This window comes from Achromobacter sp. MYb9, assembly GCF_002975275.1.
Taxonomy (GTDB): Bacteria; Pseudomonadota; Gammaproteobacteria; order Burkholderiales; family Burkholderiaceae_B; genus Achromobacter.
Map to the genome: position 1 here is coordinate 13,277 of NZ_PCOQ01000037.1, position 25,260 is coordinate 38,536.

Below are 25,260 nucleotides of genomic sequence, written 5' to 3' on the forward strand. Positions count from 1 at the left end.
TCAGTGCAGTTTGACCCGGGGGCGCGTGCGCCGCATGAGCAGGCGGGCCAGGGCCAGGGAGGCGGTGCGAGAGATGCCGAGCACTGCTTTGTGGTGCATCAGGTGCAGGCTCATGTACATCAAGCGCGCCAGTGTACCGCTTACGAACAGTCCCCGTCCGGCCAGCTTGCCCATCAGGCTGCCGACACCGGCGTCCTGCCCCAGCGACACCAGCGAACCGTGGTCCTGATAGACGTACGGGCCGGCAGGCTCGGCTGAGCCGCGCAATCGCGCCGTCAGCTTTTTGGCCAGGTAATCGGCCTGCTGGTGGGCCGCCTGGGCGCGGGCGGGCACGGTGCGCCCGTCGCGCCAGGGAACCGAGCAGCAGTCGCCCAGCGCCAGGATGTGCGGATCCGCCGTTTCCATGCGTTCGTTCACTTCCAGCTGGCCCAGCTTGTTCAACGGCAGGTCCAGGTCGGCCAACAGGGCCGGGCCCTTGATGCCGGCCGCCCACATGCACAGTTGGGCGGGAAATTCGCGCCCGTCGGCGGTCTTGACGCTGCTGTCCGTGACTTCCGACACGCGGCAGGACGTTTCCACGCCGATGCCCAGTTCTTTCAACCGGTGGGTGGCGGCTTCCGAGATTTTCTCGGGCAGGGCCGACAGGATGCGCGGCGCGCCTTCGACCAGCGTGATGGCCAGGTCGCGTTCGGCGCGGAAGTTCGGCAACCCGTAGGCGCTGACCACGTGGCTGGCTTCGGTGAGTTCCACGGCCAATTCGACGCCAGTCGCGCCGCCGCCTACGATGACCAGATCCAGCCGGGCCGAGGGGTTGCGCACTTTGGCCAGGTCCACCTGCGCCATGGCCTTCAGCATGGTCAGGCGGAACTGTTCGGCGTTTTCGGTGGTGTCCAGCGTCACGGCGTGGTCGGCCGCGCCGGGCGTATTGAAGAAATTGGAGGTACTGCCCAGGGCCAGCACCAGCGTGTCGTAGGCCAGCTCGCGACGGGGCAGGACCTCTTGGCCTTGCGCGTCGTTGACGGTGTCCACCACGATCTGGCGGCGTTCGCGGTCCACGCTCAGCAAGCGGCCTTGCGCGAACGAAAAGCCGTTCATGTGGGCCAGCATCAGGTAGGACAGGCCTTCCTGGTGGATGTCGAGCGTGCCGGCGGCCGCCTCATGGAGCGATGGCTTCCAGATATGGAAGGGGCGGCTGTCGACCAGCGTGATGTGTTGTCGGCCATGGATCCGGCCCAACTTGGCGGCCAATTCCAGGCCGCCGGCACCGCCGCCGACGATGACGATGCGTTGAGTGGGGGCTGACGTCGATTTAGGCATCATGGCTCCCAGTATAAAGACTGGCGCGCCCCTCGTGGGAGGCCGGCCGTGTCAATGCATGACGAAACGGCTGATGGCCACCCCGATCCAGACCGCGCCCGCGAAGAGCAGCAGCAGCATCACCGCCGCGCTGCCCAGGTCCTTGGCCCGCCCCAGCAACGGATGGCGCTCGACGGACAGCGCATCGGCCAGCGCCTCGATGGCGGAGTTCAGCAATTCGGCCGCCAGCACCATGATGACGGTGCCCACCAGGAAAAAGACCTCGACCGTGGTCCGGCCCAGGAAGAACGCCGCCGGGATCATCAACACTGCCAGCGCCAGTTCCTGGCGGAAGGCGGCCTCGTATTTGACGGCCGCTTTCAGCCCTTGCCAGGAGTAGCGCAGCGCATTCAGGATGCGGCGCAGGCCGCCAGTGCTTTTAAAGGGCGAGTGTTGCGGGTCGTAGGTCATGGATGCGGAAGATTGCCGGGTGTGGCGGCTTTTTAACAGATAAGGGTTGCCCGCGTAGTGCGGCATGGGGCTATGGGCAAACCCTAATTGTGACGGAGGAAAGGCTGGCGCAGGATTCTGGTCAATTGGTAAGGCCACTTTACCTTTTCGCCGTTGCCTCCCTGATCCCATGCCGATCCAGACTATCGAGCCCCGCCGCTTGTACCGCCAGATCGCCGACCAGCTCCGTTTGCTGATCGAAGCCGGCGAATTTCCGGTCGGCGCCCGGCTGCCGCCCGAGCGCGACCTGGCGTTGAAGCTTGGCGTGTCCCGCCCGTCGGTGCGTGAAGCGCTGATCGCGCTGGAGGTCGAAGGCTGGGTGGAAGTGCGCATGGGGTCCGGCGTGTATGTGCAAAGCCTGGCCGGCGCGCCGCGCGCCAGCCTGACCGCCGAAAGCCCCCTGGAAACCATCCGCGCGCGCTGGACGATCGAAGGCGAACTTGCCGCGCAGGCGGCGCGCAACCCCGTGCCCGCACTGGTCGACGGCCTGCTGGAAGCGATGGGCGCGATGGAAGACGAGGCCCAGGCGGGCAGCGTGCCTATCCGCGGCGACCGGTTGTTTCACTTGCGCGTGGCTGAAATGGCCGGCAATGCCGTCCTGGTGCGCGTCGTGGGCGAACTCTTCGACGAACGCCACAACCCCTTGTCCGTGAAGCTGGGCGACTACTTCGAGAACCCGGACAGCTGGGCCGTGGCCATTACCGAACACCGCCGCGTCATCGCCGCCATCGCGGCCGGTGACGAGGCCGCCGCGCGCGCCGCCATGCATCATCATCTTTCCTGCTCGTTTGACCGTTTGACGGCCAGTTGGCCGGCAGCGGCGGACGCATTGCGTGCCGATAGCAAAGAACCGGCGGCGTCTTGACGCCTTCGGGGAAGCCGTAGTCGCTGTACCAAGGTGCAACCTGTATGTGAAATTCCCATGTGAAACATAAAGCGGGCCGAGCGCGTGACGACATTCGCCGGACTCGCTACCTCAGAGAGAGGAGACATCATGAATCGAGGCAACGCTATCAAAGTGCTGTTTGCCGCCGTCGCGCTGGCCGTCAGTGGCAGCGCGCTGGCGCAAACCAAGCTGAAATGGGCGCATGTGTACGAGACGTCCGAACCGTTCCATACCTCGTCGGTGTGGGCGGCGCAGGAAATCGAGAAACGCACCAACGGCCGCTATCACATCGATGTCTATCCCGCCTCTCAGTTGGGCAAGGAAAACGACATCAACCAGGGGCTGACCCTGGGCACGGTGGACATGATCATTTCCGGGTCCAGCTTCGCCGCCAAGAGCTTTCCCCGCATCGGCGTCACGTACTACCCCTACATCTTCCGCAATCCCGAGCACTTGATCGCCTACACCAAGAGCGATATCTACAAAGAGCTGACGCGGGGCTACGACGAGAAAAGCGGCAACCACATCGTCGCCACCACCTATTACGGCACGCGCCAGACGACCTCCAACCGCGCCTTCACCAAGTGCGCCGAGATGAAGGGCCTGAAGATCCGCGTGCCGGACGTGGCCGCCTACCTGGCGATGCCGCGCGCCTGTGGCGCCAACACCGCGCCCATCGCGTTCGCCGAGGTCTACCTGGCCCTGCAGAACGGCACGGTGGAAGCGCAGGAAAACCCGCTGACCACCATCGAAGCCAAGAAGTTCTACGAGGTGCAGAAGAACATTATCCTGACGGGCCACATCGTCGATCACCTGAACACGGTGATCTCGGGCAAGTTGTGGAAGAGCCTGTCCGATGAGGACAAGAAGATCTTCTCCGAAGTCGCCCGGCAGGCGGCGGAAAAGGCGTCGTCCGAAGTGGCCGACAGCGAGAAGAAGATGGTCGAGGTGTTCAAGAAGCGCGGGCTGAACGTGGCCGAGGTCAATGTCGATGACTTCCGCAAGACCGTGCTGGAGAAGGTGCCGTTCGAGCAATACGGCTACCAGAAATCGGATTGGGAAAAAATCCAGGCGGTGAAGTAAGCCGCGCGGGCGGGCCCTTGCGGCCCGCCGCCCATACCCGATTACGACCAGGGGACATCCATGCACTTGAACGCGAAGGCGGCGCCGATGGCGGCCGTCAAACACGGACCGGGCTCGGCGCCCGGTCACGCTTCATCGAAGCCGGGCCCGCACCAGGCATCCGTGGACGAGATCGTCCACAGCTTTGAAGAAGCCGACCATCATGAAGTCAGCCTTGCCGGCTACCAGCCCGAAGACTGGATCTGCCTGGGAATATTCTGGACCATGGCGATGTTGGTCTTCCTGCAGTTCTTTTCCCGCTACGTGCTCAACGATTCCTATGCGTGGACCGAAGAGCTGGCGGTGTATTGCCTGATCGGCGTGGTGTTCCTGGGCGCCGCGATGTGCGTGCGCGCCTGCCGCCATATCCAGGTGGATTTCCTGTACCGCTACCTGCCAAAACCGGTAGGCCGCGTGCTGTCCACCGTGATCGACATCTTGCGCACGGTCTTCTTCGGCTATGCCGTATGGATGACGTATCGCTACATCGTGCTGGTCGGCGACGAGCCCATGACCACGCTGTTCTGGAACAAATCCTATGTTTATTGGGTCGCCCTGGCGGGCTTCGTCATGATGTTCCTGCGGTCGTTGCAAGTCTCCGTGCAGAACTGGCGGCAAGGCTATTCGATCCTGGAGAATCCGGCGGCCTACGAGTCGCTGGACTGAACGGCGCGCTGCGTCGCAATGCTTGAGAATCCGCAGAGCCTTTCCAGGAGCAAGACATGGGCACACTGATTGGAACCTTTCTGTTGTTGATGATCCTGGGCCTGCCGGTGGCGGTGTCCATGGCAGGCGCGTCGCTGTTGTTCGTCCTGATTTCCGGCAGCGTGCCGGACGTGGTGGTCGCGCAGCGCATGATCGCGGGGGTGGAGTCGTTTCCGCTGCTGGCCGTGCCGTTTTTCATCCTGGCCGGCAATCTGATGAACATCGCCGGCATCACCGGCCGCATCTATAACTTCGCGGTGGCGCTGGTGGGTTGGATGCGTGGCGGATTGGGGCAGGTGAACATCATCGGCTCGGTGGTGTTCGCAGGCATGTCCGGCACGGCCATTGCCGATGCCGCGGGCCTGGGCACCATCGAGATCAAGGCCATGAAAGACCACGGCTACGAGACCGAATTCGCCGTGGGCGTCACCGCCGCGTCGGCGACGTTGGGCCCGATTATTCCGCCGTCGTTGCCGTTCGTGATCTACGGCATGATGGCCAACGTGTCGATCGGCTCGCTGTTCCTGGCCGGCCTGCTGCCGGGCGCGGTGCTGACGATTCTGATGATGTTGACCGTGGGCTATTACGCCCGCCGCAATAATTGGGGCGGCGACGTCGCCTTCAATTGGAAGCGGTTGGGCGGCGCGGGACTGGAAGTGCTGATCGTGCTGTCGTTTCCGCTGTCGATCTGGCTGATGACGCTGGCCGGCGTGTCGCCCAACGTAGCCACGGGCATTGCGTTCGTTGTGCTGCTGGCACTGGATTGGCGTTTCAATTTTTCGGCCGTCATGGCATTGATGGCGCCGGTGATCCTGATCGGAGGCATGACGCTGGGCTGGTTCACTCCCACCGAGGCGGCCGTGGCGGCGGTGATCTGGGCCCTGTTCCTGGGGTTGGTGCGATACCGGTCGATGACGCTGAAGACCTTGGCCAAGGCCTCGTTCGACACCATCGAGACGACGGCGTCGGTGTTGTTCATCGTGACGGCGGCCTCCGTCTTCGCGTGGTTGCTGACCACCACGCAGGCGGCGCAGACCTTGACCGACGCCATCCTCAGCGTGACCCAGAACAAATGGGTGTTCCTGCTGATGGCCAACGTGCTGATCCTGATTGTCGGCTGCTTCATCGACACCATCGCCGCCATCACGATCCTGGTGCCGATCCTGTTGCCGATCGTGCTGAAGCTGGGCATCGACCCGATCCACTTCGGGTTGATCATGACCCTGAACCTGATGATCGGCTTGCTGCATCCACCGATGGGCATGGTGCTCTTCGTGCTGGCTCGCGTGGCGCGGCTGTCGGTCGAACGCACCACGATGGCCATCCTGCCCTGGCTGGTGCCGCTGTTCGTGGCGCTGATCGCCATTACCTACATCCCCCAGATCACGCTTTGGCTGCCTACCGCGATGGGCATGGCCGGCAAATAACAGGAGCTTATCCATGTCGGGAAGACTGCAAGGCAAGACCGCCCTGGTCACGGCCGCGGGCCAGGGCATCGGCCGGGCCGTGGCCGAGGCGTATGCGCGGGAAGGCGCCGACGTGCTGGCCGTGGACATCAACGCGGAGGCGCTGCAGACCTTGTCCGGTTGCCGCACCCAGGTGCTGGACGTGACGGACGGGCGTGCCATTCTGGCGCTGGTGCAAGGCGCGGGGCCCTTTGATGTGCTGTTCAACGGCGCGGGCTTCGTACACGCTGGCACCATCCTGGATTGCGACGAAGACGCCTGGGATTTTTCGTTCAACCTGAACGTGCGGTCGATGTACCGGCTGATCCGCGCCTGCCTGCCCGGGATGCTGGCGCGCGGGTCGGGGTCCATCGTCAACATGGCGTCGGTGGCGGGCAGCATCAAAGGCGCGCCGAACCGCTGCGCCTATGGCGCAACCAAGGCGGCGGTGATCGGCTTGACCAAGGCCGTCGCGGCGGACTTCGTGGCGCGGGGCATCCGTTGCAATGCCATCTGCCCCGGCACGGTGGAGTCGCCCTCGTTGCGGCAGCGGATCGAAGCGCAGGCGCAGGCCAGCGGCCAGTCCATCGCGACGGTCGAAGCCGCGTTCACGGCGCGCCAGCCGATGGGCCGTATCGGACGCACCTCTGAAATCGCCGCGCTGGCGGTGTATCTTGCCAGCGACGAATCGGCCTTCACGACCGGCACCGCCCAGGTGATCGACGGCGGCTGGTCCAACTGAATCCTTAAACCCTCTTGCAACAAGGAAGCTGCTATGAAATTGATGCGCTATGGCGCCAAGGGCGCCGAGAAGCCCGGCCTGATCGATGCCCAGGGCAAGGTGCGCGACCTGTCCGGCGTGTTGCCCGACATTACCGCGCAGACGTTGGGGCAGGCCCGTCTTGCCGAACTGCGCGCGCTGGACCCGTCCACGCTGCCGTTGGTGGCCAACCCCGGCCGCGTGGCGCCGCCCTGGAGCGGCATGGGCAAGTTCATCTGTATCGGCCTGAACTACGCGGACCACGCCGCCGAATCCGGTTTGCCGGTGCCCGCCGAGCCGGTCATCTTCATGAAGCCCACGTCGGCCGTCGTCGGCCCGAACGACCCCGTCGTGCTGCCGCAGGATTCGATCAAGACCGACTGGGAAGTCGAGCTGGGCGTGGTCATCGGTGAAAAGGCGCGTTATGTCAGCGAAGCCGACGCCATGAAGCATGTGGCGGGCTACTGCGTGGTGAACGATGTGTCTGAACGCGAATACCAGATCGAACGCGGCGGCACGTGGGACAAGGGCAAGGGCTGCGACACCTTCGGTCCCATCGGCCCCTGGCTGGCCACCGCCGACGAGATCCCGCACCCGCAAGACCTGGAGATGTGGCTGGAAGTGAACGGCAAGCGCTATCAAAACGGCAGCACGCGCACGATGGTGTTCGGCGTGGCGCAGCTGGTGGCCTACGTCAGCCGCTTCATGACGCTGTATCCCGGCGACCTGATCAGCACCGGCACGCCGCCGGGCGTGGGCATGGGCCAGAAGCCTGCGCCCATCTACCTGAAGGCAGGCGACGAGATCAAGCTGGGCATCGCCGGCCTGGGCGAGCAGCGCCAGCGGGTGCATGCCTGGGACCCGGCACTGATCGACGGCTGAACGCGCGGCGAATCCGCACCCCTTACTTTCCGGAGTCCTCATGTCTCAGAACGACACGGCAGTGATACGCATCCACCCGGCGGACAACGTCGTGATCGCCCGGCGCCAATTGCTTAGCGGGACGCGGCTGGAAAGCGAAGGGGTGACGGTGCAGGGCCTGGTTCCGCCCGGCCACAAAATAGCCGTGCAGGCTATCGCGGCGGGCCAGCCCGTGCGCCGCTACAACCAGATCATCGGCGTGGCGCGGCAGGACATCGCGCCGGGCCAGCACGTGCACACGCAGAACCTGGAGTTTTCGGAGTTCGAACGCGACTACGCGGTGGGGCAGGGCGCGCACGCCACGGATTATGTAGCGGAACCCGCCACCTTCGACGGCATCGTGCGCGCCGACGGCCGCGTGGCCACGCGCAACTACATCGGCATTCTGACCAGTGTGAACTGTTCGGCCACGGTGGCGCGCGCCATCGCCGACCATTTCCGCCGCGACATCCATCCCGACGCGCTGGCGTCCTGTCCGAACGTGGATGGCGTGGTGGCGCTGACCCACGGCGCGGGCTGCGCCACCGGCAGCGAAGGCGAACCGCTACGGGTGCTTCGGCGCACGCTGGGCGGCTATGCGCGCCATGCCAATTTCGGTGGCTTGATGATGGTGGGGCTGGGTTGTGAAACCAACCAGATCGGCGGCCTGATGGAACAGGAGGGCCTGCGCGAAAGCGGCCTGCTGCACACCTTCAACATTCAGGACACCGGTGGCACGCGCAAGACGGTGGCGCGCGGCATCGAACTGGTGGAGCGGATGCTTGAGCAAGCCAATCAGGTGCGGCGCCAGCCGGTGCCCGCCAGCCACCTGACCGTGGGGCTGCAATGCGGCGGGTCGGACGGTTATTCGGGCATCAGCGCCAACCCGGCGCTGGGCGCGGCGGTGGACCTGCTGGTGCGCCACGGCGGCACCGCCATCCTGTCGGAAACGCCCGAGATCTATGGGGGCGAGCACCTGCTGACGCGCCGCGCCGAAACGCCGGCCGTGGCCGACAAGCTGCTGGCCAGAGTGCGCTGGTGGGAAGACTACTGCGCCCGCAACGACGCTGAAATGGACAACAACCCGTCGGCGGGGAACAAGGCGGGCGGCCTGACCACCATTCTGGAAAAGTCGCTGGGCGCGATCGCCAAGAGCGGCACCACCAATTTGACCGACGTATTCGAATACGCGGAAACCGTGCGCGCGCGCGGGCTGGTGTTCATGGACACGCCGGGCTACGACCCCGTGTCGGCCACCGGCCAGGTGGCGGGCGGCGCCAACCTGATCTGCTTCACCACGGGGCGCGGTTCGGCCTACGGCTGCGCGCCCGCGCCGTCCCTGAAACTGTCGACCAATACAGCGCTGTGGCAGCGCCAGTCGGACGACATTGACATCAACTGCGGCGAGGTCGTGGACGGCGCGCAAAGCGTGGCCCAGATGGGCGAACGGATATTCCGGCTGATGCTGCAGACGGCATCCGGGCAGCGCACGCGCAGCGAAGAACACGGCTACGGCCAGAATGAATTCGTGCCGTGGGCGCTGGGCGCGGTGATGTAGCGGCGGCATGGCGAGTGTCGGTGTTGCATTTAGTCACTGTCCCGGAGTCGAACAAATCGGCCTCAGCGGATATCCTCATCCGCGCGCCGACTGGCCGGTCATCCGACAGGTGCATGGCGCCTTACGCCATTGCTCAACCATGCTTGAACGTTTGAATACGGAGTCGTTGCCGCGCCTGCCCGCAGACGTGGAAAAACCCATCTATGACCGCAGCCGTCTCACGCCCGGCATCGTGCATCTGGGCATGGGGGCCTTTCACCGCGCGCATCAGGCGGTGATGACGGACCTGGCGATGCAGGCCAGCGGAGACCTCAGTTGGGGCATTTTGGGTGTGTCGTTGCGCAGCGCCGCCACGCGCGACGCGCTGACGCCCCAAGACGGGCTGTATACGCTGGCCTTGCGCGACGATGGGCCCGACGGCAAGACGCGCGAGCAATTGCGCGTGGTGGGTTCGGTGCTGCGGGTGATGGTGGCGGAGGAAGACCCCAACGCGGTCCTGGAACGCATCGCTTATCCACAGACGCGAATCGTCAGCCTGACCGTGACGGAAAAGGGCTATAGCCACGAGCCCGCCACCGGCCATTTGCGCTGGGACGACCCAGACATCCTGCACGATCTTGAAAACCCGCACCGTCCGCGCAGCACCATCGGCATGCTGGTGTACGGCCTGGCCCTGCGCCGAGAACGCAGCCTGCCGCCCGTCACGCTGCTTTCCTGTGACAACCTGCGCGGCAACGGCGATACCTTGCGCAGCCTGGTGCTGGCCTTTGCCTTGCGGGTTGACGTGGGGCTGACCCATTGGATCGACGCGCATTGCACCTTCCCGAATTCGATGGTCGACCGCATCGTGCCGGGCACCGGCGACCACGACCGGCAACGGATCGCCGAGCGCCTGGGCGTGCAAGACGCGTGGCCCGTGGTGGGCGAGCCCTATATGAATTGGGTCATCGAAGACAAATTCGCAGCCGGCCGGCCGGCTTGGGAAAACCATGGCGGCGCAACGTTCGTGCGCAATGCCGCGCCCTACGAACGGCTGAAGCTGCGCATGGTGAACGGCCCGCATTCCACCTTCGCCTACCTGGGTGCGTTGCTGGGCCACCAGACGATCAGCGAATCGGTGCGGACGCCCGCGCTGCGTCAGTTCGTCAATGCCATGATGCAGCACGAGATCGGGCCCACGCTGAAGGGCATTCCGGATAGCGGACTGGAGGAATATCGCCGCCGCTTCCTGGCGCGCGTCGGCAATCCGGCGCTGCCGCATCCGATTGCGCAAGTGGCGATGGACGGCTCGCAGAAGATCCCGCAGCGCCTGCTGGACACGATCCAGGACCGCCTCCGCACTGGCGACGATATCCAACGCCTGACGCTTGCCGTCGCGGCTTGGCTGCACTATCTGCGCGGCGAAGACGAGACGGGCGGCCGCTACGGCATCCAGGACCCGATGGCGGCGCGCCTGGCCAAGCTGCTGGCGCGCGCCGATGTCGCCGCGCGCGCATCCGCCCCGTCGCAGGCCGCCCATCGCCGTGCAATGGTGCTGGCGGCCTTCAAGCCCGTGTTTGGCGATCTGGGCCGCGCGTCCGAATTCGTTTCGGCGTTGGCCGCGCATCTGGAAACCCTGCGCCTGCACGGCGTGATGCGTGCCGTGGAGGCCGCTACCTGAGGAGTGCTGCATGAATGCGGAATGCCGAGTGGACGCCGTTGAATGGGAACGTTGGGGGCAGGACTGCCTGCGCGTCCAGGGCTTCAGCGAGGAAGACGCACGGTGCCTGGCCGAAAGCCTGGCACGGACAAGCTTGTGGGGTATTGATTCCCACGGCATCGCGCGTTTGCCGCATTACTTGAACCGTGTGGCGCACGGCTCCATCGTGGCGCGCCCCGATATCCGCATCGAGCGCACCGGACCGGGCACGGCGCAGCTGCATGGCGGGCAAGGGCAGGGCATCGTGGTGGCGCATCGCGCCAACGCGCTGGCGATCGAGCTGGCCCGCGAGGCCGGCATCGCCGCGGTGGGCGTCAGCGATTCGTCGCACTGCGGCGCGGTCGGCCTGTACAGCCGCGCGGCGGCCGCGCAGGGCCTGGTTGGCATTGCGTTTACGCATTCCGATTCGATCGCGGCGCCGCACGACGGCTATCAGCCGTTTTTTGGCACCAACCCCATTTCCATGGCGTTTCCGCGCGCGGGCGGCGAGCCCCTGTGCCTGGACATGGCCACCACGGCCATTCCCTGGAACCGCGTCATGAATGCTCGACGCGATGGCGTGGCGCTGCCGCCCGGGGTGGCGCTGGACGCGCAAGGGCATGACTGCACCGACGCCGCGCAGGCTCGCGCGTTGCGGCCCTTGGGCGGCGAGGATTATGGCCACAAGGGCTATGGCCTTGCCATGATGATCGAGCTGTTGTGCGGGCCGCTGAACGGCAATCCCTTCGGGCCGCATATTTCGCCGATGTACGACGCGCTGGAACGCCCGCGTGAACTGGGCGCATTCTTCATCGTGATCGATCCCCTGCGGTTCGCCGGCGGCGTCGCGCTGGCGGGCGTGGTCGCGGCGATGGCGATGGAACTGGCCCAGGCGCCGGGCGGGCCGCGCATGCCGGGCGATCCCGAGGCCGCCGCGAACGCCGAGCGCCAGCAGCTGGGCATTCCCATTCCGCCCGCGCTGTGGGACGACATGGCGGACTGGAGCGCGCGGCTAGGCGTGGCGCTGCCCGTGCGCCGGGCCTAGACGCCCAGATACTGCAGCAGCCGGGGTTCGTCGTCCAGGAAGGCCTGCGACGAACCGGTCCACGCCACGCGCCCCTTTTCCACGATGGCGTGATGGTCCGCCGTGGCCAGCAGCGGCTCCAGGTTCTTGTCGATGCATAGCACCGCAAGACCCGTTTGCTTCAGCGTGCCCAGCGCGGACCAGATTTCTTCGCGGACCACGGGCGCCAGGCCCTCGGTGGCTTCGTCCAGGATCAGCAGGCGCGGGTTGGTCAATAGCGCGCGCCCGATCGCCAACATCTGCTGTTCGCCGCCCGACAGATGGCTGCCCAGGTGGCGGGCGCGTTCGGACAGGCGGGGAAACAGCGCATATACCCGGTCCAGTGTCCAGGGCTGCGCGGCGCCCTGGCGGTTGTGGGCGGTGGCGATCAGGTTTTCGCGCACCGACAGGTTCGGGAAAATATGCCGCCCTTCCGGCACCAGCCCGATGCCGCATTGCGCCACCTTGTACGAAGGCAGCCGGCTGATGTCGCGGCCGTCGAACACGATGCTGCCCTGGGTGGCGGCATTCAGGCCCATCACGGTCTTTACCGTCGTGGACTTGCCCATGCCATTGCGCCCCAGCAGGGTCACGAATTCGCCGGGCCCAATGTCCAGGTCGATGCCGAAGAGCGCCTGGCTGGCGCCGTAGTGCGCGGTCACGCCTCGCAGTGACAGCAGCGCGGTCATGCGGGCACCGCCGGATGTTGCGCGCTGCCGGCGCGCCGGCCGCCGCGTTCGCTGCCCAGGTAGCATTCGCGCACCTGGGGGTTGTTGCGGATGTCGTCCGCCGTGCCGCACGCCAGGGCGCGGCCATAGACAAGGACGGTGATGCGGTCGGACAACGCGAAGACGGCTTGCATGTCGTGTTCCACCAGCAGGATCGTGTAGTGCCCGCGCAGTTGCAGCAGCAGGCGCGTCATGGCTTCGGATTCGTGTTGACTCATGCCTGCCATCGGTTCGTCCAGCAACAGCAGCGACGGCTGGCACGCCAGCACCATCGCCAGTTCCAGCTGCCGCAGTTCGCCGTGCGCCAGTTCGCCCGCGGGCGTGTGCGCGCGGGCGGACAGGCCGACAAGGGCCAGGGCGTCCTGCGCGGGTTCCGTCAGCGCGGCGGTGGACAACACGGGGCGCCAGAAGCGGAAACTGTGCCCGCGCCGCGCCTGCACCGCCATCACCACGTTCTCCAGTGCCGTGAATGGCTTGAAGACCGAGGTGATCTGGTAGGAACGGGCCAGGCCGTGACGCACGCGCTTTTCGACCGGCATGCGGGTGATGTCGCGGCCGTCCAACAGCACGCGGCCGCCATCGGGCCGAAGTTCGCCGCTAAGCTGGCCGATCAGCGTGGTCTTGCCCGCGCCATTCGGTCCGATCACGGCATGCAGTTCGCCAGCGTGCACGTCCAGCGACAGGTCGTCGGTGACGGTCAGCCCGCCGTAGCGCTTCAGCAGGTTCTCCACGCGCAGCGCGCTCATAACGGTTCTCCGGAAGGCTGGCGCAGCGGCCGCGCCCCGCGCCGGCGCCAAGGCGTATCGCGCAGGCTGCCGTACACGCCTCGCCGCGATACCAGCACCACGCCGACGATCAGCAACCCCATGATCAACATCCAATGCCCGGTCAGCAGCTTCAAGCCTTCTTCCAGCAGCAGAAAGGCCAGCGCGCCCACGACGGGGCCGAACAGCGTGCCGATACCGCCCAGCACGACCATCACGATCAATTCGCCAGAGGTGGTCCAGGCCAGATAGGACGGCGATACGTACATCGTCAAGTTGGCCAGCAGCACGCCCGCCACCCCGCAGATCATCGCCGACATCACATAGGCGGCCAGCCGGTATCGCAGCGTGGGAAACCCAAGCGCGCGCATCCTGCGTTCGTTGGCCTGGCAGCCGCGCAGGGCCATGCCGAAAGGCGCGTGGACCAGACGGTGCATCAGGCCCAGCACGGCCAGCAGCACGCCGAACGCCGTGTAGTACAGCGCCAATGGCGTATCCAGCCGAAAGGCGCCGAAGTCGCTGCCCGCGAATAGCGACATGCCGTCGTCGCCGCCAAAGCCGTCCAGCCCCGTGGCCAGAAAATAGAACATCTGCGCGAAGGCCAGCGTGATCATGATGAAGGCGATGCCCGACGTGCGCATCACCACATAACCGCTGATAAGCCCCACGACCGCGCAGGCGCCCAGCGCGCCCGCCAGATGCAGCCAGCCGTTTTCGATGCCGTAATGCGACATCACGCCAACGGCATACGCGCCCAGCCCCAGATACAGCGCATGGCCGAAGCTGACCATGCCGCCATATCCCAGCAGCAGGTTCAGGGCCAGCGCGGCCACGCCGTAGACGAGTACGCGGCCAAACAGTGCCAGCAGGAACGGTTCGCCCTGCCAGTGGGCGTAGGCGGGCACCAGCGCCAGCAACAGCAGCAGAACGCCGGCCACCAGCGTGCGAAGAGAGAGCCTGTGCATGACGTTCGCCTTTATCCGTGCTTGACGGGAAACAGGCCCTGCGGCCGCAGGGCCAGCACCAGCGCCATCACCACATAGATCAGCATTGATGCGATGGCCGGTCCGGCGGCGTTGGCGGCGGCAGGCGGCAGTGCGGCGCGCAGCAACGTCGGCAGCAATGCGCGCCCCAAGGTGTCGATCAGCCCGACCATCAACGCGGCCAGGAACGCGCCGCGCACCGAGCCGATGCCGCCGATCACGATCACCACCAGCGTCAGGATCAGAATGGGTTCGCCCATGCCGGTCTGCGCGGACAGGATCGGACCCGCCATCAGCCCCGCCAGGCCCGCCAGCACCGCGCCCAACACGAACAGCAGCGTGTTCAGCCGCGCGATGTTCACGCCCAACGCGCCGACCATCATGCGGTCTGTTGCGCCCGCGCGGATCAGCATGCCCAGCCGCGTGCGATGAATCAGCACATAGCAGCCCGCCGCCACCAGCAAACCCACCACGATGATCAGGAAGCGATACAGCGGATAGGTCACGCCCAGGATATCGATGGTGCCCGACAGCCACGAAGGCAAGCCCATGCTGATGGGCGCCGGCCCCCAGATGATGCGGGTCAGTTCGTTGAAAAACAGAATGAAGCCGAAGGTGGCCAGCACCTGGTCCAGGTGTTCGCGCGGATACAGCCGCGCGAGCGCGATGCGGTCCAGCAGCAGGCCCAGCGCCGCCATGCCCGCGATGACGGCGGCCGCGGCCAGCAGGAACGATCCGGTGTGGCGGAACACGGTGGCGGCGATGAAAGCGCCCATCATGTAGAGCGAACCGTGCGCCAGATTGATGAAGTTCATGATGCCGAACACCAGCGTCAAACCGGCGGCCAGCAAGAACAGCAGGATGCCAAGCTGCAGACCATTCAAGGCCTGCACCAGCAGCAGCGTCGTGGACATGGGGATCACCTCTTGCCGGCGGCCGCGACGGATGTCTTGGCCGCCCGCCTTACTTCATGGCGCACTGGGCGGCGTACTGGTCGGCGACTTTGGACAGGTCCGGGAAGATAGGGCCTTTGTTCACAAAGGCCACCTTGCCGTCCGCACCCGCTTGCACGTCGGCGCGGAAGAATCCGGCCACCGGGAAGTGGTTGGGTTGATAGCGGAATTCGCCGCGCACCGATTGGAATTCAGCGGCTTCCAGCGCTTTGCGTAACGCGTCCTTGTCGTCGGTCTTGCCGCCCGTCTTTTTCAAAGCCGAGCCAATCAGTTGCGCGGCATCGAAGGATTGCGCCGCGTAGCTGGAGGGTTCGCGTCCGTACTTCTGGCGGAACGCCGCGGCAAATGCCTTGTTGGCGGCGTTGTCCAGGTCCGGCGAATAGGGCACGTTGGTCACTGCGCCCAGCGCGTCCTTCTGCAGCGCGGGCAGCGTCGCGCCGTCGATGGTGTCCACCGACAGCAGCGGGATCTTGCCGAAGAGCCCCGCCTGGCGGTATTGCTTGATGAAGTTCACGCCCATGCCGCCAGGAAAGAACACGTAGGCGGCGTCCGGCTTGGCGTCGGCCAGCGCGGCCAGCTCCACCGAATAATCCGGCTGGTTGACCTGCGTGAAGACTTCGTTGGCCACTTCGCCTTTGTAGAAGCGCTTGAAGCCGGCCATGGCGTCCTTGCCCGCTTGATAATTGGGCGCCAGCAGGTAGACCTTCTTGAACCCCATCTGGTTGGCCATTTCGCCGCTGCCTTCGTGGCGTTGCGTGTTGTTCCAGGAGGTAGAGAAGAAATAGGGCGAACAGTCCTTGCCCGCCAGGTTGGTGGGGCCGGCGTTGGATCCCACCAGGAAAACGCCGGCCGTCGTGACCGGGCGCACCACGGCCAGCATCACGTTGGAATACACCACGCCGGTGATGATCGGCACCTTGTCGCTTTGCACCAATTTGCGCGCGGCCTGCACGCCGACTTCGGGCTTGAACTGGTCGTCTTCCTTGATGACCTGCACGGCAACGCCGCCCAGCTTGCCGCCGCCTTGCTCCACGGCCAGCATGAAGCCGTCCAATTGGTCCTGGCCCAGCACGGAGCCGGGACCCGTCAAGGTGGTCAGCAGGCCGATTTTCACGTCGGCCATCGCGGTGGCCGATAAGGCCAATCCCATGACCGCAGCGGCGGCCAGCGTGGTGGTGCGTTTCATGGTGTTTTCCCTTGAGTCGCCGTGTGGCACGGTCGTGTGTCGTGAAATGCGCGCAGCGGGCTACGCGTTCAAGCCAAAGAACGTCGTGGTATTGCGCAGCAGGATCTTCTGCTGCACGGTGGGGCTCAGGTCGGCGTGGGCCACCAGGCGGCCGACTTCCTGCTCGCCCAGCGGATAGGGGTAGTCGGAACCCAGCAGCACGCGGTCTTCGCCCATCACATCCACCAGCAGGCGCAGCGCGCGCGGGTCGAACACCGCGCTGTCGGTGTAGAAACGGTCGGTGTAGGACGAAGGCAGTTGCGGGCAGTCTTCGCGGATGATGTCGCGGTGGCGCCAGGCGTTGTCCACGCGGCCCAACAAGTAGGCGAAGCTGCCGCCGCCATGCGCGAAGCACAGTTTCAGGCTGCGGGGAATGCGTTCGAACGCGCCGGACAGGATCAGCGACAAGATACCCAGTTGCGTCTCGGCGGGCATGGCCACCAGCCACGGCAGCATCCATTTCTTCATGCGGCCGTCGGTCATCATGTCCCAAGGGTGCACCAGCACCGGGATGTCGCTGTTGGCGCAATGGATCAGGAATTGCACCAGCGTGTCGTCGTCCAGATCGCGCGGGCCGACATGGTTGCCGATCTGCACGCCCAGATGGCCGGCGGCCCGCGAGCGCGATGCTTCCTTGCAGGCCAGGTCCAGGTCTTGCAGCGGCACTTGCGCCAGGGCCTTCAGGCGCGACGGCGCATAAGCGCAATGTTCAAGCGCCAGGTCGTTCATGCGGGCCGCCCAATCGGCCGCGGCCTGGCCGGGGTAGGTGTAGCCGAACATGATGGGCGTGGCGCACAGGATCTGCACGTCGACGCCGTGGCGATCCATCTGGGCGATGCGCAGCGCCGGGTCCCACAGGGTCGCGTCGACGGGGCGGAACGGCCGGTCGCCCGCCATGATCTGGCCGGTGGCGCCATCGCCGTCGGGGCGCAGCCATGGCGCGTTGACAGGGTCCAGCGCGGCCGCTTCCTGCCGCGTGATCGGCGGAAAGAAGTGGGCGTGCATGTCGATTTTCTGGATCATGGAACAGGCCCTAGGCGGGGGTGGCTTGTGGCGCGGGCGCGTGGCCTTTGCCGGGATGGATTTCTCCGCAACCAGGACAGGTGCGCTTTTCGGTGCTGGTGTAGAAGCCCTGGAACAAGGGCGGCAGGTCGGTGACGATGCTCTTCAGCTGCACTTCCACGCGATGCACGAGGTGGCCGCAATGCGGGCAATACCATTCGAAGCCATCGACGAGACCCAGCGGGCGCTGGCGTTCGATGACCAGACAGGCGCTATCGGCTTCGGGGCGTTGCGGAGAGTGCCTGACATGCGGCGGAAGCAGGAAGATGTCGCCTTCCTTCAGGTCCACGCGTTCGGGTTTGCCGTCTACCCAGAGGGACAGCCAGGCGTTGCCTTTGATCTGGTAGAAGAACTCTTCCAGCGGGTCGTCGTGATAGTCGGTGCGATGGTTCGGACCGCCGACCACGGTGACGATGAAGTCCGCGTCCTGCCAGATCTGCTGGTTGCCGACCGGCGGCTTCAGGAGATGCGCGTGGTCTTGGATCCAGCGCTGGAAATTCAACGGCGGGCCGTAGGCGGGCATGACGGGACTCCGGTGGGGATTTTGATGCAGTCTAGGCGGGGCAGGCGGCGCCGCATAATAGAAATTGTCGGGGTGGGTATGCGCGTTATCTATCGCGGGGTTTCCCTTAGCAAGCCCGCCAGAAGGACGCGGCTGTGCTTCGCGCGTAATTCAGCGCGTAACCCATCATCGTGGCAAGGCACGATGCCGCCCGCGCGCTACGGCCGTTGCGCCGCGATCGTTTTCAGATAGTCCACCAGCCGTTGGCACGCTGGGGTCAGCGGGCGGTCTGCGCGAATGGAATAGCCGACGTCGCCGAAGTCGCCGAATACCTCCGTTGGCAGACGGGCAAGCAGGCCCATCGAGAGGAACTGCGCCGCGGCGTCGTACGGAATCAGGGCCAACGCGTCGCTGTGCATGAGAATGCCGATGTTGGTCAGCAACGACAGCGATTCGACGTGGCGGGCGGGCAGGCGCAGGCCGGCGTCGAAGAAGGTGCGCTCAACCGAGGCGCGCAACGGCGAGGTGGGGGCGGGCAGGATCCAGATGTGGTCGATCAGGTCGGGCAACGCCACCGAGGCCGCGTTGGCCATGGGGTGCTGCGCGCCGACCACCAGGCATAGCGATTCGCGGTAGAGCTTGTGGTGGTCGACCGCCACGCCCGAGATCGAAGCCATGTCCGCGCCGGGCAGGCGGCCCACGACGATGTCGACGTCGCCAGTGGCCAGCGCGGGCAGCAGTTGGGCGGAAGGGCCTTCGCGCACGGTGACCTGGATGCCGGGATGTTCGGTCATCAGGCGCGCGATGGCTTCGGGCAGCAGCTTGGCCGAAGCTGCGATAAGCGTGCCCACCACGACATGGCCGCTGGCGCCGCCCAGCACCGCATCGATATCGTCGGCCATGTACCGCACCTCGGCCATCATGGCGTGGACGCGGCGGCCCAGCACCAGGGCCAGCTCGGTGGGCGTGACGCCCCGGTTCGACCGTTCGAACAGCGTGGCGCCAAAGAAGGCTTCCAGGTCGTGAACGGCTTTGGTGACGGTGGGCTGGGTCAGATGCAGTTCGCTGGCCGCGCGCGACAGCGAACGGCGCGCCAGCACGCGCTCGAATATCTGCAATTGATGCAGCTTCAGCTTGTGGCTGAGCGCGTTGGGCGTGATGCGGAAGTTCGACATGCGTGGCCCGGCCCGGGCAGTGCGCCGCAAGCCGTCATCCTGTTCCCTGTGTGAACGCGAAACGCCGTCGCCCATCATGTGCCCGCCGTGTCGCTGGACTAGCGCGCAAGCGGCTTGTAGGCGACCGCCTTGATTTCAATCAGCAATTGCGGGTGCGGCAACTGATGCACCGCGACGGTGGTGCGCGCCGGGCCATCGGCGTCGAAGAACTCGCCGTAGACCTGATTGTATCCACCGAAGTCGTTCATGTTGACCAGGAAAGTACTGATCTCGACCACGTCGGCCAGCGTGGCGCCGGCGGTTGCGAGGATGTCGCCGATGTTCTCGATGACGGCGCGCGTTTGCACGCGGATGTCCAGCGTGGTGGTGCCCATGGCGTCGACCTCGGCGCCGGCGATGCGGTTGTCCGGTAAGCGGGAGCTGGTGCCGGAGACGAACAGGAAGTCGCCTGCGCGCTTGATGTGGGGATATTTGCCGCGCGGCGTGGCTTTGCCGGCGACGACGGTGGCGCTGACGTTGGGCTGGGTCATCGTGCGTTCCTTGGTGGACGGAATCAGAGTTTGATGCAGACGTTGGTGGGTTCAGTATAGAAATGCAGCGAATGGCGGCCGCCTTCGCGGCCGATCCCGGACAGCCCGCTGCCGCCGAACGGCGTGCGCAGGTCGCGCAGGAACCAGCAGTTCACCCAGGCCAGGCCCACCTTCATGGCTTGCGCCACCCGGTGGCCGCGGGTCAGGTTCTGCGTCCAGACCGCGGCGGCCAGGCCGTACCGCGTGTCATTGGCCAGGCGGATGGCTTCGTCCTCCGTGTCGAAAGGCGCCACGTGGCAGACCGGGCCGAATACTTCTTCCTTGATGCAACGCGCGTCTTCTTTCAGGCCGGTCCAGACGGTGGGCTGCACATAGGCGCCCGCGTCGCGGTCGTCGCCAAACACCGGCACGCCACCGCCCGCCACCACGGTCGCGCCTTCTTCGCGCGCCAGCGCAAAGTACGACAGCACTTTCTCACGGTGTTCGCGCGACACCAGCGGGCCCATTTCGGTAGCCGGATCGAGCGGCCAGCCGATGCGCATGTCGCGCGCGCGGGCAGCCAGCGCGGCAACAAAGCGCTCGTAGATGGGGCGTTCCACATAGACGCGCTCGGTGCACAGGCAGACCTGTCCGCAATTGGCGAAGACCGATCGCGTCACGCCGTCGACCGCGGCGTCGAAGTCGGCGTCCGCGAAGACCAGCGCCGCGTTCTTGCCGCCCAATTCGAACGACACCGGTTTCACGCCGGGGGCCACCGCCCGCATGATGGTGGCGCCCGTGGCGGATTCACCGGTGAAGGTGATGCCGTCGATGTCGGGATGCGTGGTCAGGAATTCGCCTGCGGAATCCGGCCCGAAACCGTGCGCCAGATTCAGCACGCCGGCGGGCAGCCCCGCCTGGTCGGCGACTTCAGCCAGCAGCGTGGCCGTGCTGGGCGTGACTTCCGACGGTTTCATGATGACCGTGTTGCCGAACGCCAGCGCGGGCGCGACCTTCCAGGTCAGCAGCAGCAGCGGCAGGTTCCACGGAGAAATCACGCCGACCACGCCCAGCGGCTTGCGGTATGCGTAGTTCAGCGCCTGCCTGCCGTCCGGCGTGTCCGTCATGTAGCTTTCCATGTCCAGCGTGCGGGCCAACTCCGCGAACGCGCGGAAGTTGGCGGCGCCGCGCGGAATGTCGATCTTGCCGGCCCAGCCGACTGGCTTGCCGGTGTCGCCGATCTCGGCTTGCAGGAAGTCATCGAACCGCCGCGTGATGCCGTCGGCCAGCGCCAGCAGATGGTCCGTGCGCGCCTCGACCGACAGCCCCGCCCAAGCCGGCAGCGCCCGGTGCGCCGCGGCGATCGCGCGGTTCACCTGGTCCCGGCTGGCTTCGTGGACCTGGGCGATGCGTTGCCCGTTTACCGGGCTGTGCTTGTCGAAGGTGGACACGCCGTCTTCAAAGCGGCCGTCGATGTAGTTGCGCAGTTGGCGGATCGTCACGATCTGGCCCCTTGAATGGTGTTTGAACGGCGGGTTAATAAATACGTATACGTACTATATTGCCGGATCATAGGCAGCCCTGGCAGCCAAGTCAATGCGCATTTTCGCGGGAGCCAGCGCCTACAATCGTCAGGCACACCCCATGGAAGCCCGATGACCGCCACCGTCCGTCCCGCCGCGGCCCCGCCCCGCGACTTGCAAGCCTTCGACCTGACGCAGGTCGCCTCGCACCTGCTGCGCCGGGCGCATTTTCGGGCCGAAGCCCTGTTCGCCCAGGCTTTTCCGGACGAAGACCTGACGCCGCGCCAGAAGGCACTGCTGATCACCGTGTATCAGAACCCGGGCGCCACGCAGAACCGCATCGCCGAACTGATTGCGTTGGACCGCAATTCTTTCGCTGAAATGATGGCTCGCATGACGGCGAAGGGCTATGTGCGCCGCACGCGCTCGCCAGAAGACGGCCGTGCTTATGCGTTGGAGATCACCGATGAAGGCGTGGCGCTGCTGGCGCGCGTCCTGCCCCAGGATGCCGATGTGGAGGCCCAGGTGCTGGCGCCGATCCCGCCTGAGCTGCGTCCGGTGTTCTTGAAGTGCCTGCGATTGATGGCGGGGTTGGAGCAGCAGGACTGAGCGGGCCGGGAACGCTGGTGCCGTGATGGCGCAAGGCCAAACCCGTCACTTGGGCGGCGTTTCTTCCGGCGCGTTCGCGGTATCCACCGTATTCGCCGTCGGCTTTTCCGCGCTTCCAAACCGCAGCGCGAATTGCCGGGTGAACACGGCGCCGAAGAAGAAAATCTGCGCGGAATAGTAGATCCACAGCAGCAGCGCGATCAGCGAACCGGCCGCGCCGTAAGCGGATACCGCCGCGCCGCGGCTCAAGTAGACGCCGATCCCCCATTTGCCCACCAGGAACAACGCGGCTGTCACGATGGCGCCGGGAATCACGTCCTTCCAGGAGATCTTCGCGCTGGGCAGCAGCTTGAAGATCACGGCGAATAGCGCCACCACCACCGAAAACGAAAACAGGCTGGAAAGCCAATCGGCCACCGTGGCGATGGTGGATGCCATCCACAAGTCTCCGTAGAACTTGCGCGCCGCGCCCAGGGCGGCGTTCACGGTCAGCGAAATCAGTAAAAACAGGGCCAGCACCAACACCAGGCCGAACGACAACACGCGGCTGCGCACCATGCCGTGGATGCCGCCCTTCTGGTGTGGCGGCACTTCCCACAGATCGTCCAGGCTGGCCTTCAGTTCGGCAAACGCCGTCGTGGCGCTGAAGATCAGCACAAAAATCGAAATCAGCGCCGCAATCCAGCCGCCACCCGATTCATGGGCGCTGGCCAGCACGGTCTGGATGACCTCGGCGCCGCGTTCGCCCGTCAGGTCGCGCAGGGAAGAAAACAGCTCGGAGCGCACCGCGTCTTCGCCGAAGAAAGCGCCCGCCACCGCGATCACCAGGATAAGCATCGGGGCCAGCGAGAAGACCATGTACAGCGCCAGCGCCGCGCCCTTGCTGGAAGCGCGATGGCTCGACCACTGGTTGGCGGAATCCATCAGCAATCCGCCGATTTCGGACGGACGCAGGGCTCGCAGGCTCTGGGGAAGGCGCATGGGTCTGGACTCTGTCTATGGACCCTTTATTGTAGGGACGCATGTGCCGGGACGAAACCCACAGTTTGTGCGCAAACGTTTTCGGGCCGGACAGCCCGTCGCAAGGCCGTTGAAAAAAGGCCGCGCCCAAAGAAAAACCCCCGGGGCGAAGGTCCGGGGGCTTTTCAGATACTGCATTCCCCGGCATGAAGCCGGGGAGGCCGTGCAAGGGAAGCGGGACTTAGAAGTCCATGCCGCCCATGCCGCCCATGCCACCCGGCATGGCCGGGGCAGCGGGCTTGTCTTCGGCCAGTTCCACAACGGCGGCTTCAGCCGTCAGCAACAGGCTGGCGACGGAGGCTGCGTTCTGCAGGGCGGTGCGGGTCACCTTGGTGGGATCCAGCACGCCTTGCTCAACCAGGTCGGTGTACTCGCCGGTTGCGGCGTTGTAGCCGTAGTTGCCCGTGCCGTTCAGCACGTTGCTGACCACGACGCTGGCTTCTTCGCCGGCGTTCGTGACGATGGTGCGCAGCGGCTCTTCCACAGCACGCAGGATCAGCTTGATACCGGCGTTCTGGTCAGGCGTATCGCCCTTCAGGTCAGCGATGGCTTGCTTGGCGCGCAGCAGTGCAACACCGCCACCAGCCACAACGCCTTCTTCCACTGCGGCGCGGGTAGCGTGCAGGGCGTCTTCGACGCGAGCCTTCTTTTCCTTCATTTCGACTTCGGTGGCAGCGCCAACGCGAATCACGGCAACGCCGCCGGCCAGCTTGGCCACGCGTTCTTGCAGCTTTTCACGGTCGTAGTCGGACGTGGCTTCTTCGATCTGGATACGGACTTGCTTGACGCGAGCCTCGATCGACTTGCTGTCGCCAGCGCCGTCGATGATCGTCGTGTTTTCCTTGCCCACTTCGATGCGCTTGGCTTGGCCCAGTTCAGCCAGGCCGGCCTTTTCCAGCGACATGCCGGTTTCTTCGGAGATCACCGTGCCGCCCGTCAGGATGGCGATGTCTTCCAGCATGGCCTTGCGGCGGTCGCCGAAGCCCGGAGCCTTGACGGCGGTGGTCTTCAGGATGCCACGGATGTTGTTCACAACCAGGGTGGCCAGCGCTTCGCCTTCGACGTCTTCTGCAATGATCAGCAGCGGACGGCTCGACTTGGCAACTTGTTCCAGCACGGGCAGCAGGTCACGGATGTTGCTGATCTTCTTGTCGAAAATCAGGACATACGGATCTTCCAGCACGGCAACTTGCTTTTCCGGGCTGTTGATGAAGTAGGGCGACAGGTAGCCGCGGTCGAATTGCATGCCTTCGACGACGTCCAGCTCGTTTTCCAGCGACTTGCCGTCTTCGACGGTGATGACGCCTTCCTTGCCAACCTTGTCCATCGCGTCAGCGATGATCTGGCCGATGGAGGCATCGCTGTTGGCCGAGATCGAACCAACTTGAGCGATTTCCTTGCTGGTCGTGACCGGCTTGGATTGCTTCTTCAGTTCAGCCACGGCAGCGGCGACAGCCTTGTCGATGCCGCGCTTCAGGTCGATCGGGTTGAAACCGGCGGCAACGTACTTCAGGCCTTCCATGACGATGGCTTGAGCCAGCACGGTGGCGGTCGTGGTGCCGTCACCGGCGTTGTCGGAGGTCTTGGAAGCAACGTCCTTGACCAGTTGTGCGCCGATGTTCTCGAACTTGTCCTTCAGTTCGATTTCCTTGGCGACGGACACGCCGTCCTTGGTCACGGTCGGGGCGCCGAACGAGCGCTCCAGCACGACGTTGCGACCCTTGGGGCCCAGGGTGGTCTTAACAGCGTTGGCGAGAACATTCACGCCGCGGACGATGCGCACACGGGCGTCGTCACCGAACAATACTTGCTTGGCAGCCATTTCTTAGCTTCCTTCGAAAATTCGTTTGAGGCGGGATTACAGAACCACGGCGAGGATTTCGTCCTCGCGGATGACGAGCAGTTCTTCGCCATCAACCTTCACGGACTGGCCGGCGTACTTGCCGAACAGAACCTTGTCGCCAGCCTTCAGGTCGACCGGCAGAATCTTGCCCTCTTCGGTCTTCTTGCCGGGGCCGACGGCCACGACTTCGCCTTGATCAGGCTTTTCAGCAGCGCTGTCGGGGATGACGATGCCCGAGGCAGTCTTGCGCTCGTTTTCGAGGCGTTTGACGATCACGCGATCGCCCAGGGGACGCAAGGCCATGAGTAACTCCTGTTTACTTGAAAAAAGTGAATGATCAGTGAGCCACGGGAGGGCTGTTAGCACTCACCGGTGTCGAGTGCTAATTATAGGGATGATGTTCCGGGGTTCAAGGGGGGGAGGGGCGGCTGTTACATATTC

The 25,260-nt window shown here is 65.1% G+C and carries 25 protein-coding genes; 10 read left to right on the top strand and 15 right to left on the bottom strand.

Annotation, left to right across the window (positions count from 1 at the left end; translation table 11 throughout):
- Together CQ050_RS29335 and CQ050_RS29340 are read right to left on the bottom strand one after the other, a co-directional pair.
- The gene (locus tag CQ050_RS29335) at positions 1-1,320 is read right to left on the bottom strand and encodes an NAD(P)/FAD-dependent oxidoreductase (protein ID WP_105560359.1); all 1,320 of its coding nucleotides are present in this window, start codon (positions 1,318-1,320) and stop codon (positions 1-3) included.
- A 48-nt stretch (positions 1,321-1,368) separates the two neighbouring features.
- Positions 1,369-1,767, bottom strand: a complete 399-nt coding sequence (locus CQ050_RS29340; protein WP_105560360.1) for a diacylglycerol kinase — start codon at positions 1,765-1,767, stop codon at positions 1,369-1,371.
- A gap of 169 nt (positions 1,768-1,936) precedes the next feature.
- Between CQ050_RS29340 and CQ050_RS29345 the strand changes: the two genes are divergently transcribed.
- From CQ050_RS29345 to CQ050_RS29385, 9 genes are all read left to right on the top strand, one after another.
- The gene (locus CQ050_RS29345; protein ID WP_105560361.1) at positions 1,937-2,671 is read left to right on the top strand and encodes a FadR/GntR family transcriptional regulator; all 735 of its coding nucleotides are present in this window, start codon (positions 1,937-1,939) and stop codon (positions 2,669-2,671) included.
- Positions 2,672-2,800: 129 nt separating this feature from the next.
- Positions 2,801-3,775 carry a sialic acid TRAP transporter substrate-binding protein SiaP gene (locus CQ050_RS29350; protein ID WP_105560362.1) on the top strand — a complete coding sequence of 325 codons (975 nt, stop codon included), beginning with the start codon at positions 2,801-2,803 and terminating at the stop codon, positions 3,773-3,775.
- A 60-nt stretch (positions 3,776-3,835) separates the two neighbouring features.
- Positions 3,836-4,480, top strand: a complete 645-nt coding sequence (locus CQ050_RS29355; protein WP_199196961.1) for a TRAP transporter small permease — start codon at positions 3,836-3,838, stop codon at positions 4,478-4,480.
- 56 nt (positions 4,481-4,536) lie between these two features.
- Complete coding sequence (locus tag CQ050_RS29360) at positions 4,537-5,946, top strand: TRAP transporter large permease (protein WP_105560363.1); 1,410 nt, start codon at positions 4,537-4,539, stop codon at positions 5,944-5,946.
- Positions 5,947-5,959: 13 nt separating this feature from the next.
- A complete protein-coding gene (locus CQ050_RS29365; RefSeq protein WP_105560364.1) occupies positions 5,960-6,706 on the top strand; it encodes an SDR family oxidoreductase in 747 nt (248 codons plus the stop codon).
- Positions 6,707-6,739: 33 nt separating this feature from the next.
- The gene (locus CQ050_RS29370; protein ID WP_105560365.1) at positions 6,740-7,606 is read left to right on the top strand and encodes a fumarylacetoacetate hydrolase family protein; all 867 of its coding nucleotides are present in this window, start codon (positions 6,740-6,742) and stop codon (positions 7,604-7,606) included.
- Between the two features lie 40 nt (positions 7,607-7,646).
- Positions 7,647-9,182, top strand: coding sequence for a UxaA family hydrolase (locus tag CQ050_RS29375; RefSeq protein WP_105560366.1), 1,536 nt, complete (start codon positions 7,647-7,649; stop codon positions 9,180-9,182).
- A gap of 139 nt (positions 9,183-9,321) precedes the next feature.
- Positions 9,322-10,842, top strand: a complete 1,521-nt coding sequence (locus CQ050_RS29380) for a mannitol dehydrogenase family protein (RefSeq protein WP_105560367.1) — start codon at positions 9,322-9,324, stop codon at positions 10,840-10,842.
- Positions 10,843-10,852: 10 nt separating this feature from the next.
- Entirely contained in the window at positions 10,853-11,905 is a 1,053-nt protein-coding gene (locus tag CQ050_RS29385) for an Ldh family oxidoreductase (RefSeq protein WP_105560368.1), read from the top strand.
- Here the strand turns inward: CQ050_RS29385 and CQ050_RS29390 are convergent.
- From CQ050_RS29390 to CQ050_RS29435, 10 genes are all read right to left on the bottom strand, one after another.
- Positions 11,902-12,612, bottom strand: a complete 711-nt coding sequence (locus CQ050_RS29390; RefSeq protein ID WP_105560369.1) for an ABC transporter ATP-binding protein — start codon at positions 12,610-12,612, stop codon at positions 11,902-11,904. The two genes, CQ050_RS29385 and CQ050_RS29390, sit on opposite strands and share 4 nt — an antisense overlap.
- Positions 12,609-13,397: an ABC transporter ATP-binding protein gene (locus CQ050_RS29395; protein WP_105560370.1), complete on the bottom strand. Its 789-nt coding sequence runs from the start codon at positions 13,395-13,397 to the stop codon at positions 12,609-12,611. The genes CQ050_RS29390 and CQ050_RS29395 overlap by 4 nt, the downstream gene beginning before the upstream one ends.
- Positions 13,394-14,380 carry a branched-chain amino acid ABC transporter permease gene (locus CQ050_RS29400; protein ID WP_105560371.1) on the bottom strand — a complete coding sequence of 329 codons (987 nt, stop codon included), beginning with the start codon at positions 14,378-14,380 and terminating at the stop codon, positions 13,394-13,396. Before CQ050_RS29400 ends, CQ050_RS29395 begins: the two co-directional genes overlap by 4 nt.
- An 11-nt stretch (positions 14,381-14,391) precedes the next feature.
- A complete protein-coding gene (locus CQ050_RS29405; protein ID WP_105560372.1) occupies positions 14,392-15,312 on the bottom strand; it encodes a branched-chain amino acid ABC transporter permease in 921 nt (306 codons plus the stop codon).
- A 49-nt stretch (positions 15,313-15,361) separates the two neighbouring features.
- Positions 15,362-16,537: an ABC transporter substrate-binding protein gene (locus tag CQ050_RS29410; RefSeq protein WP_105560373.1), complete on the bottom strand. Its 1,176-nt coding sequence runs from the start codon at positions 16,535-16,537 to the stop codon at positions 15,362-15,364.
- 60 nt (positions 16,538-16,597) lie between these two features.
- Complete coding sequence (locus tag CQ050_RS29415) at positions 16,598-17,599, bottom strand: amidohydrolase family protein (RefSeq protein WP_105560374.1); 1,002 nt, start codon at positions 17,597-17,599, stop codon at positions 16,598-16,600.
- A gap of 10 nt (positions 17,600-17,609) precedes the next feature.
- Complete coding sequence (locus CQ050_RS29420; RefSeq protein ID WP_105560375.1) at positions 17,610-18,161, bottom strand: 3-hydroxyanthranilate 3,4-dioxygenase; 552 nt, start codon at positions 18,159-18,161, stop codon at positions 17,610-17,612.
- Positions 18,162-18,358: 197 nt separating this feature from the next.
- Positions 18,359-19,390, bottom strand: coding sequence for a LysR substrate-binding domain-containing protein (locus CQ050_RS29425; RefSeq protein ID WP_105560376.1), 1,032 nt, complete (start codon positions 19,388-19,390; stop codon positions 18,359-18,361).
- Between the two features lie 23 nt (positions 19,391-19,413).
- On the bottom strand, positions 19,414-19,845 hold the full coding sequence (locus tag CQ050_RS29430; RefSeq protein WP_105560377.1) for a RidA family protein: 432 nt from the start codon (positions 19,843-19,845) through the stop codon (positions 19,414-19,416).
- A gap of 23 nt (positions 19,846-19,868) precedes the next feature.
- On the bottom strand, positions 19,869-21,326 hold the full coding sequence (locus CQ050_RS29435; RefSeq protein WP_105560378.1) for a 2-hydroxymuconic semialdehyde dehydrogenase: 1,458 nt from the start codon (positions 21,324-21,326) through the stop codon (positions 19,869-19,871).
- Positions 21,327-21,479: 153 nt separating this feature from the next.
- Here CQ050_RS29435 and CQ050_RS29440 point away from each other — a divergent pair, with 153 nt between their 5' ends.
- Complete coding sequence (locus CQ050_RS29440) at positions 21,480-21,956, top strand: MarR family winged helix-turn-helix transcriptional regulator (RefSeq protein ID WP_105560379.1); 477 nt, start codon at positions 21,480-21,482, stop codon at positions 21,954-21,956.
- A gap of 45 nt (positions 21,957-22,001) precedes the next feature.
- On the opposite strand, the gene CQ050_RS29445 is transcribed toward CQ050_RS29440, so the two are convergent.
- The 3 genes from CQ050_RS29445 to groES all read right to left on the bottom strand — a co-directional run bounded on the left by CQ050_RS29445 (position 22,002) and on the right by groES (position 25,122).
- Positions 22,002-22,937 (bottom strand): YihY/virulence factor BrkB family protein, encoded by a 936-nt coding sequence (locus CQ050_RS29445; RefSeq protein ID WP_105560380.1) that lies wholly within the window; start codon positions 22,935-22,937, stop codon positions 22,002-22,004.
- A 220-nt stretch (positions 22,938-23,157) separates the two neighbouring features.
- Positions 23,158-24,798, bottom strand: a complete 1,641-nt coding sequence (gene groL, locus CQ050_RS29450; protein ID WP_105560381.1) for a chaperonin GroEL — start codon at positions 24,796-24,798, stop codon at positions 23,158-23,160.
- Between the two features lie 36 nt (positions 24,799-24,834).
- The gene (groES, locus tag CQ050_RS29455; RefSeq protein ID WP_054423089.1) at positions 24,835-25,122 is read right to left on the bottom strand and encodes a co-chaperone GroES; all 288 of its coding nucleotides are present in this window, start codon (positions 25,120-25,122) and stop codon (positions 24,835-24,837) included.
- Positions 25,123-25,260 lie beyond the last annotated feature (138 nt).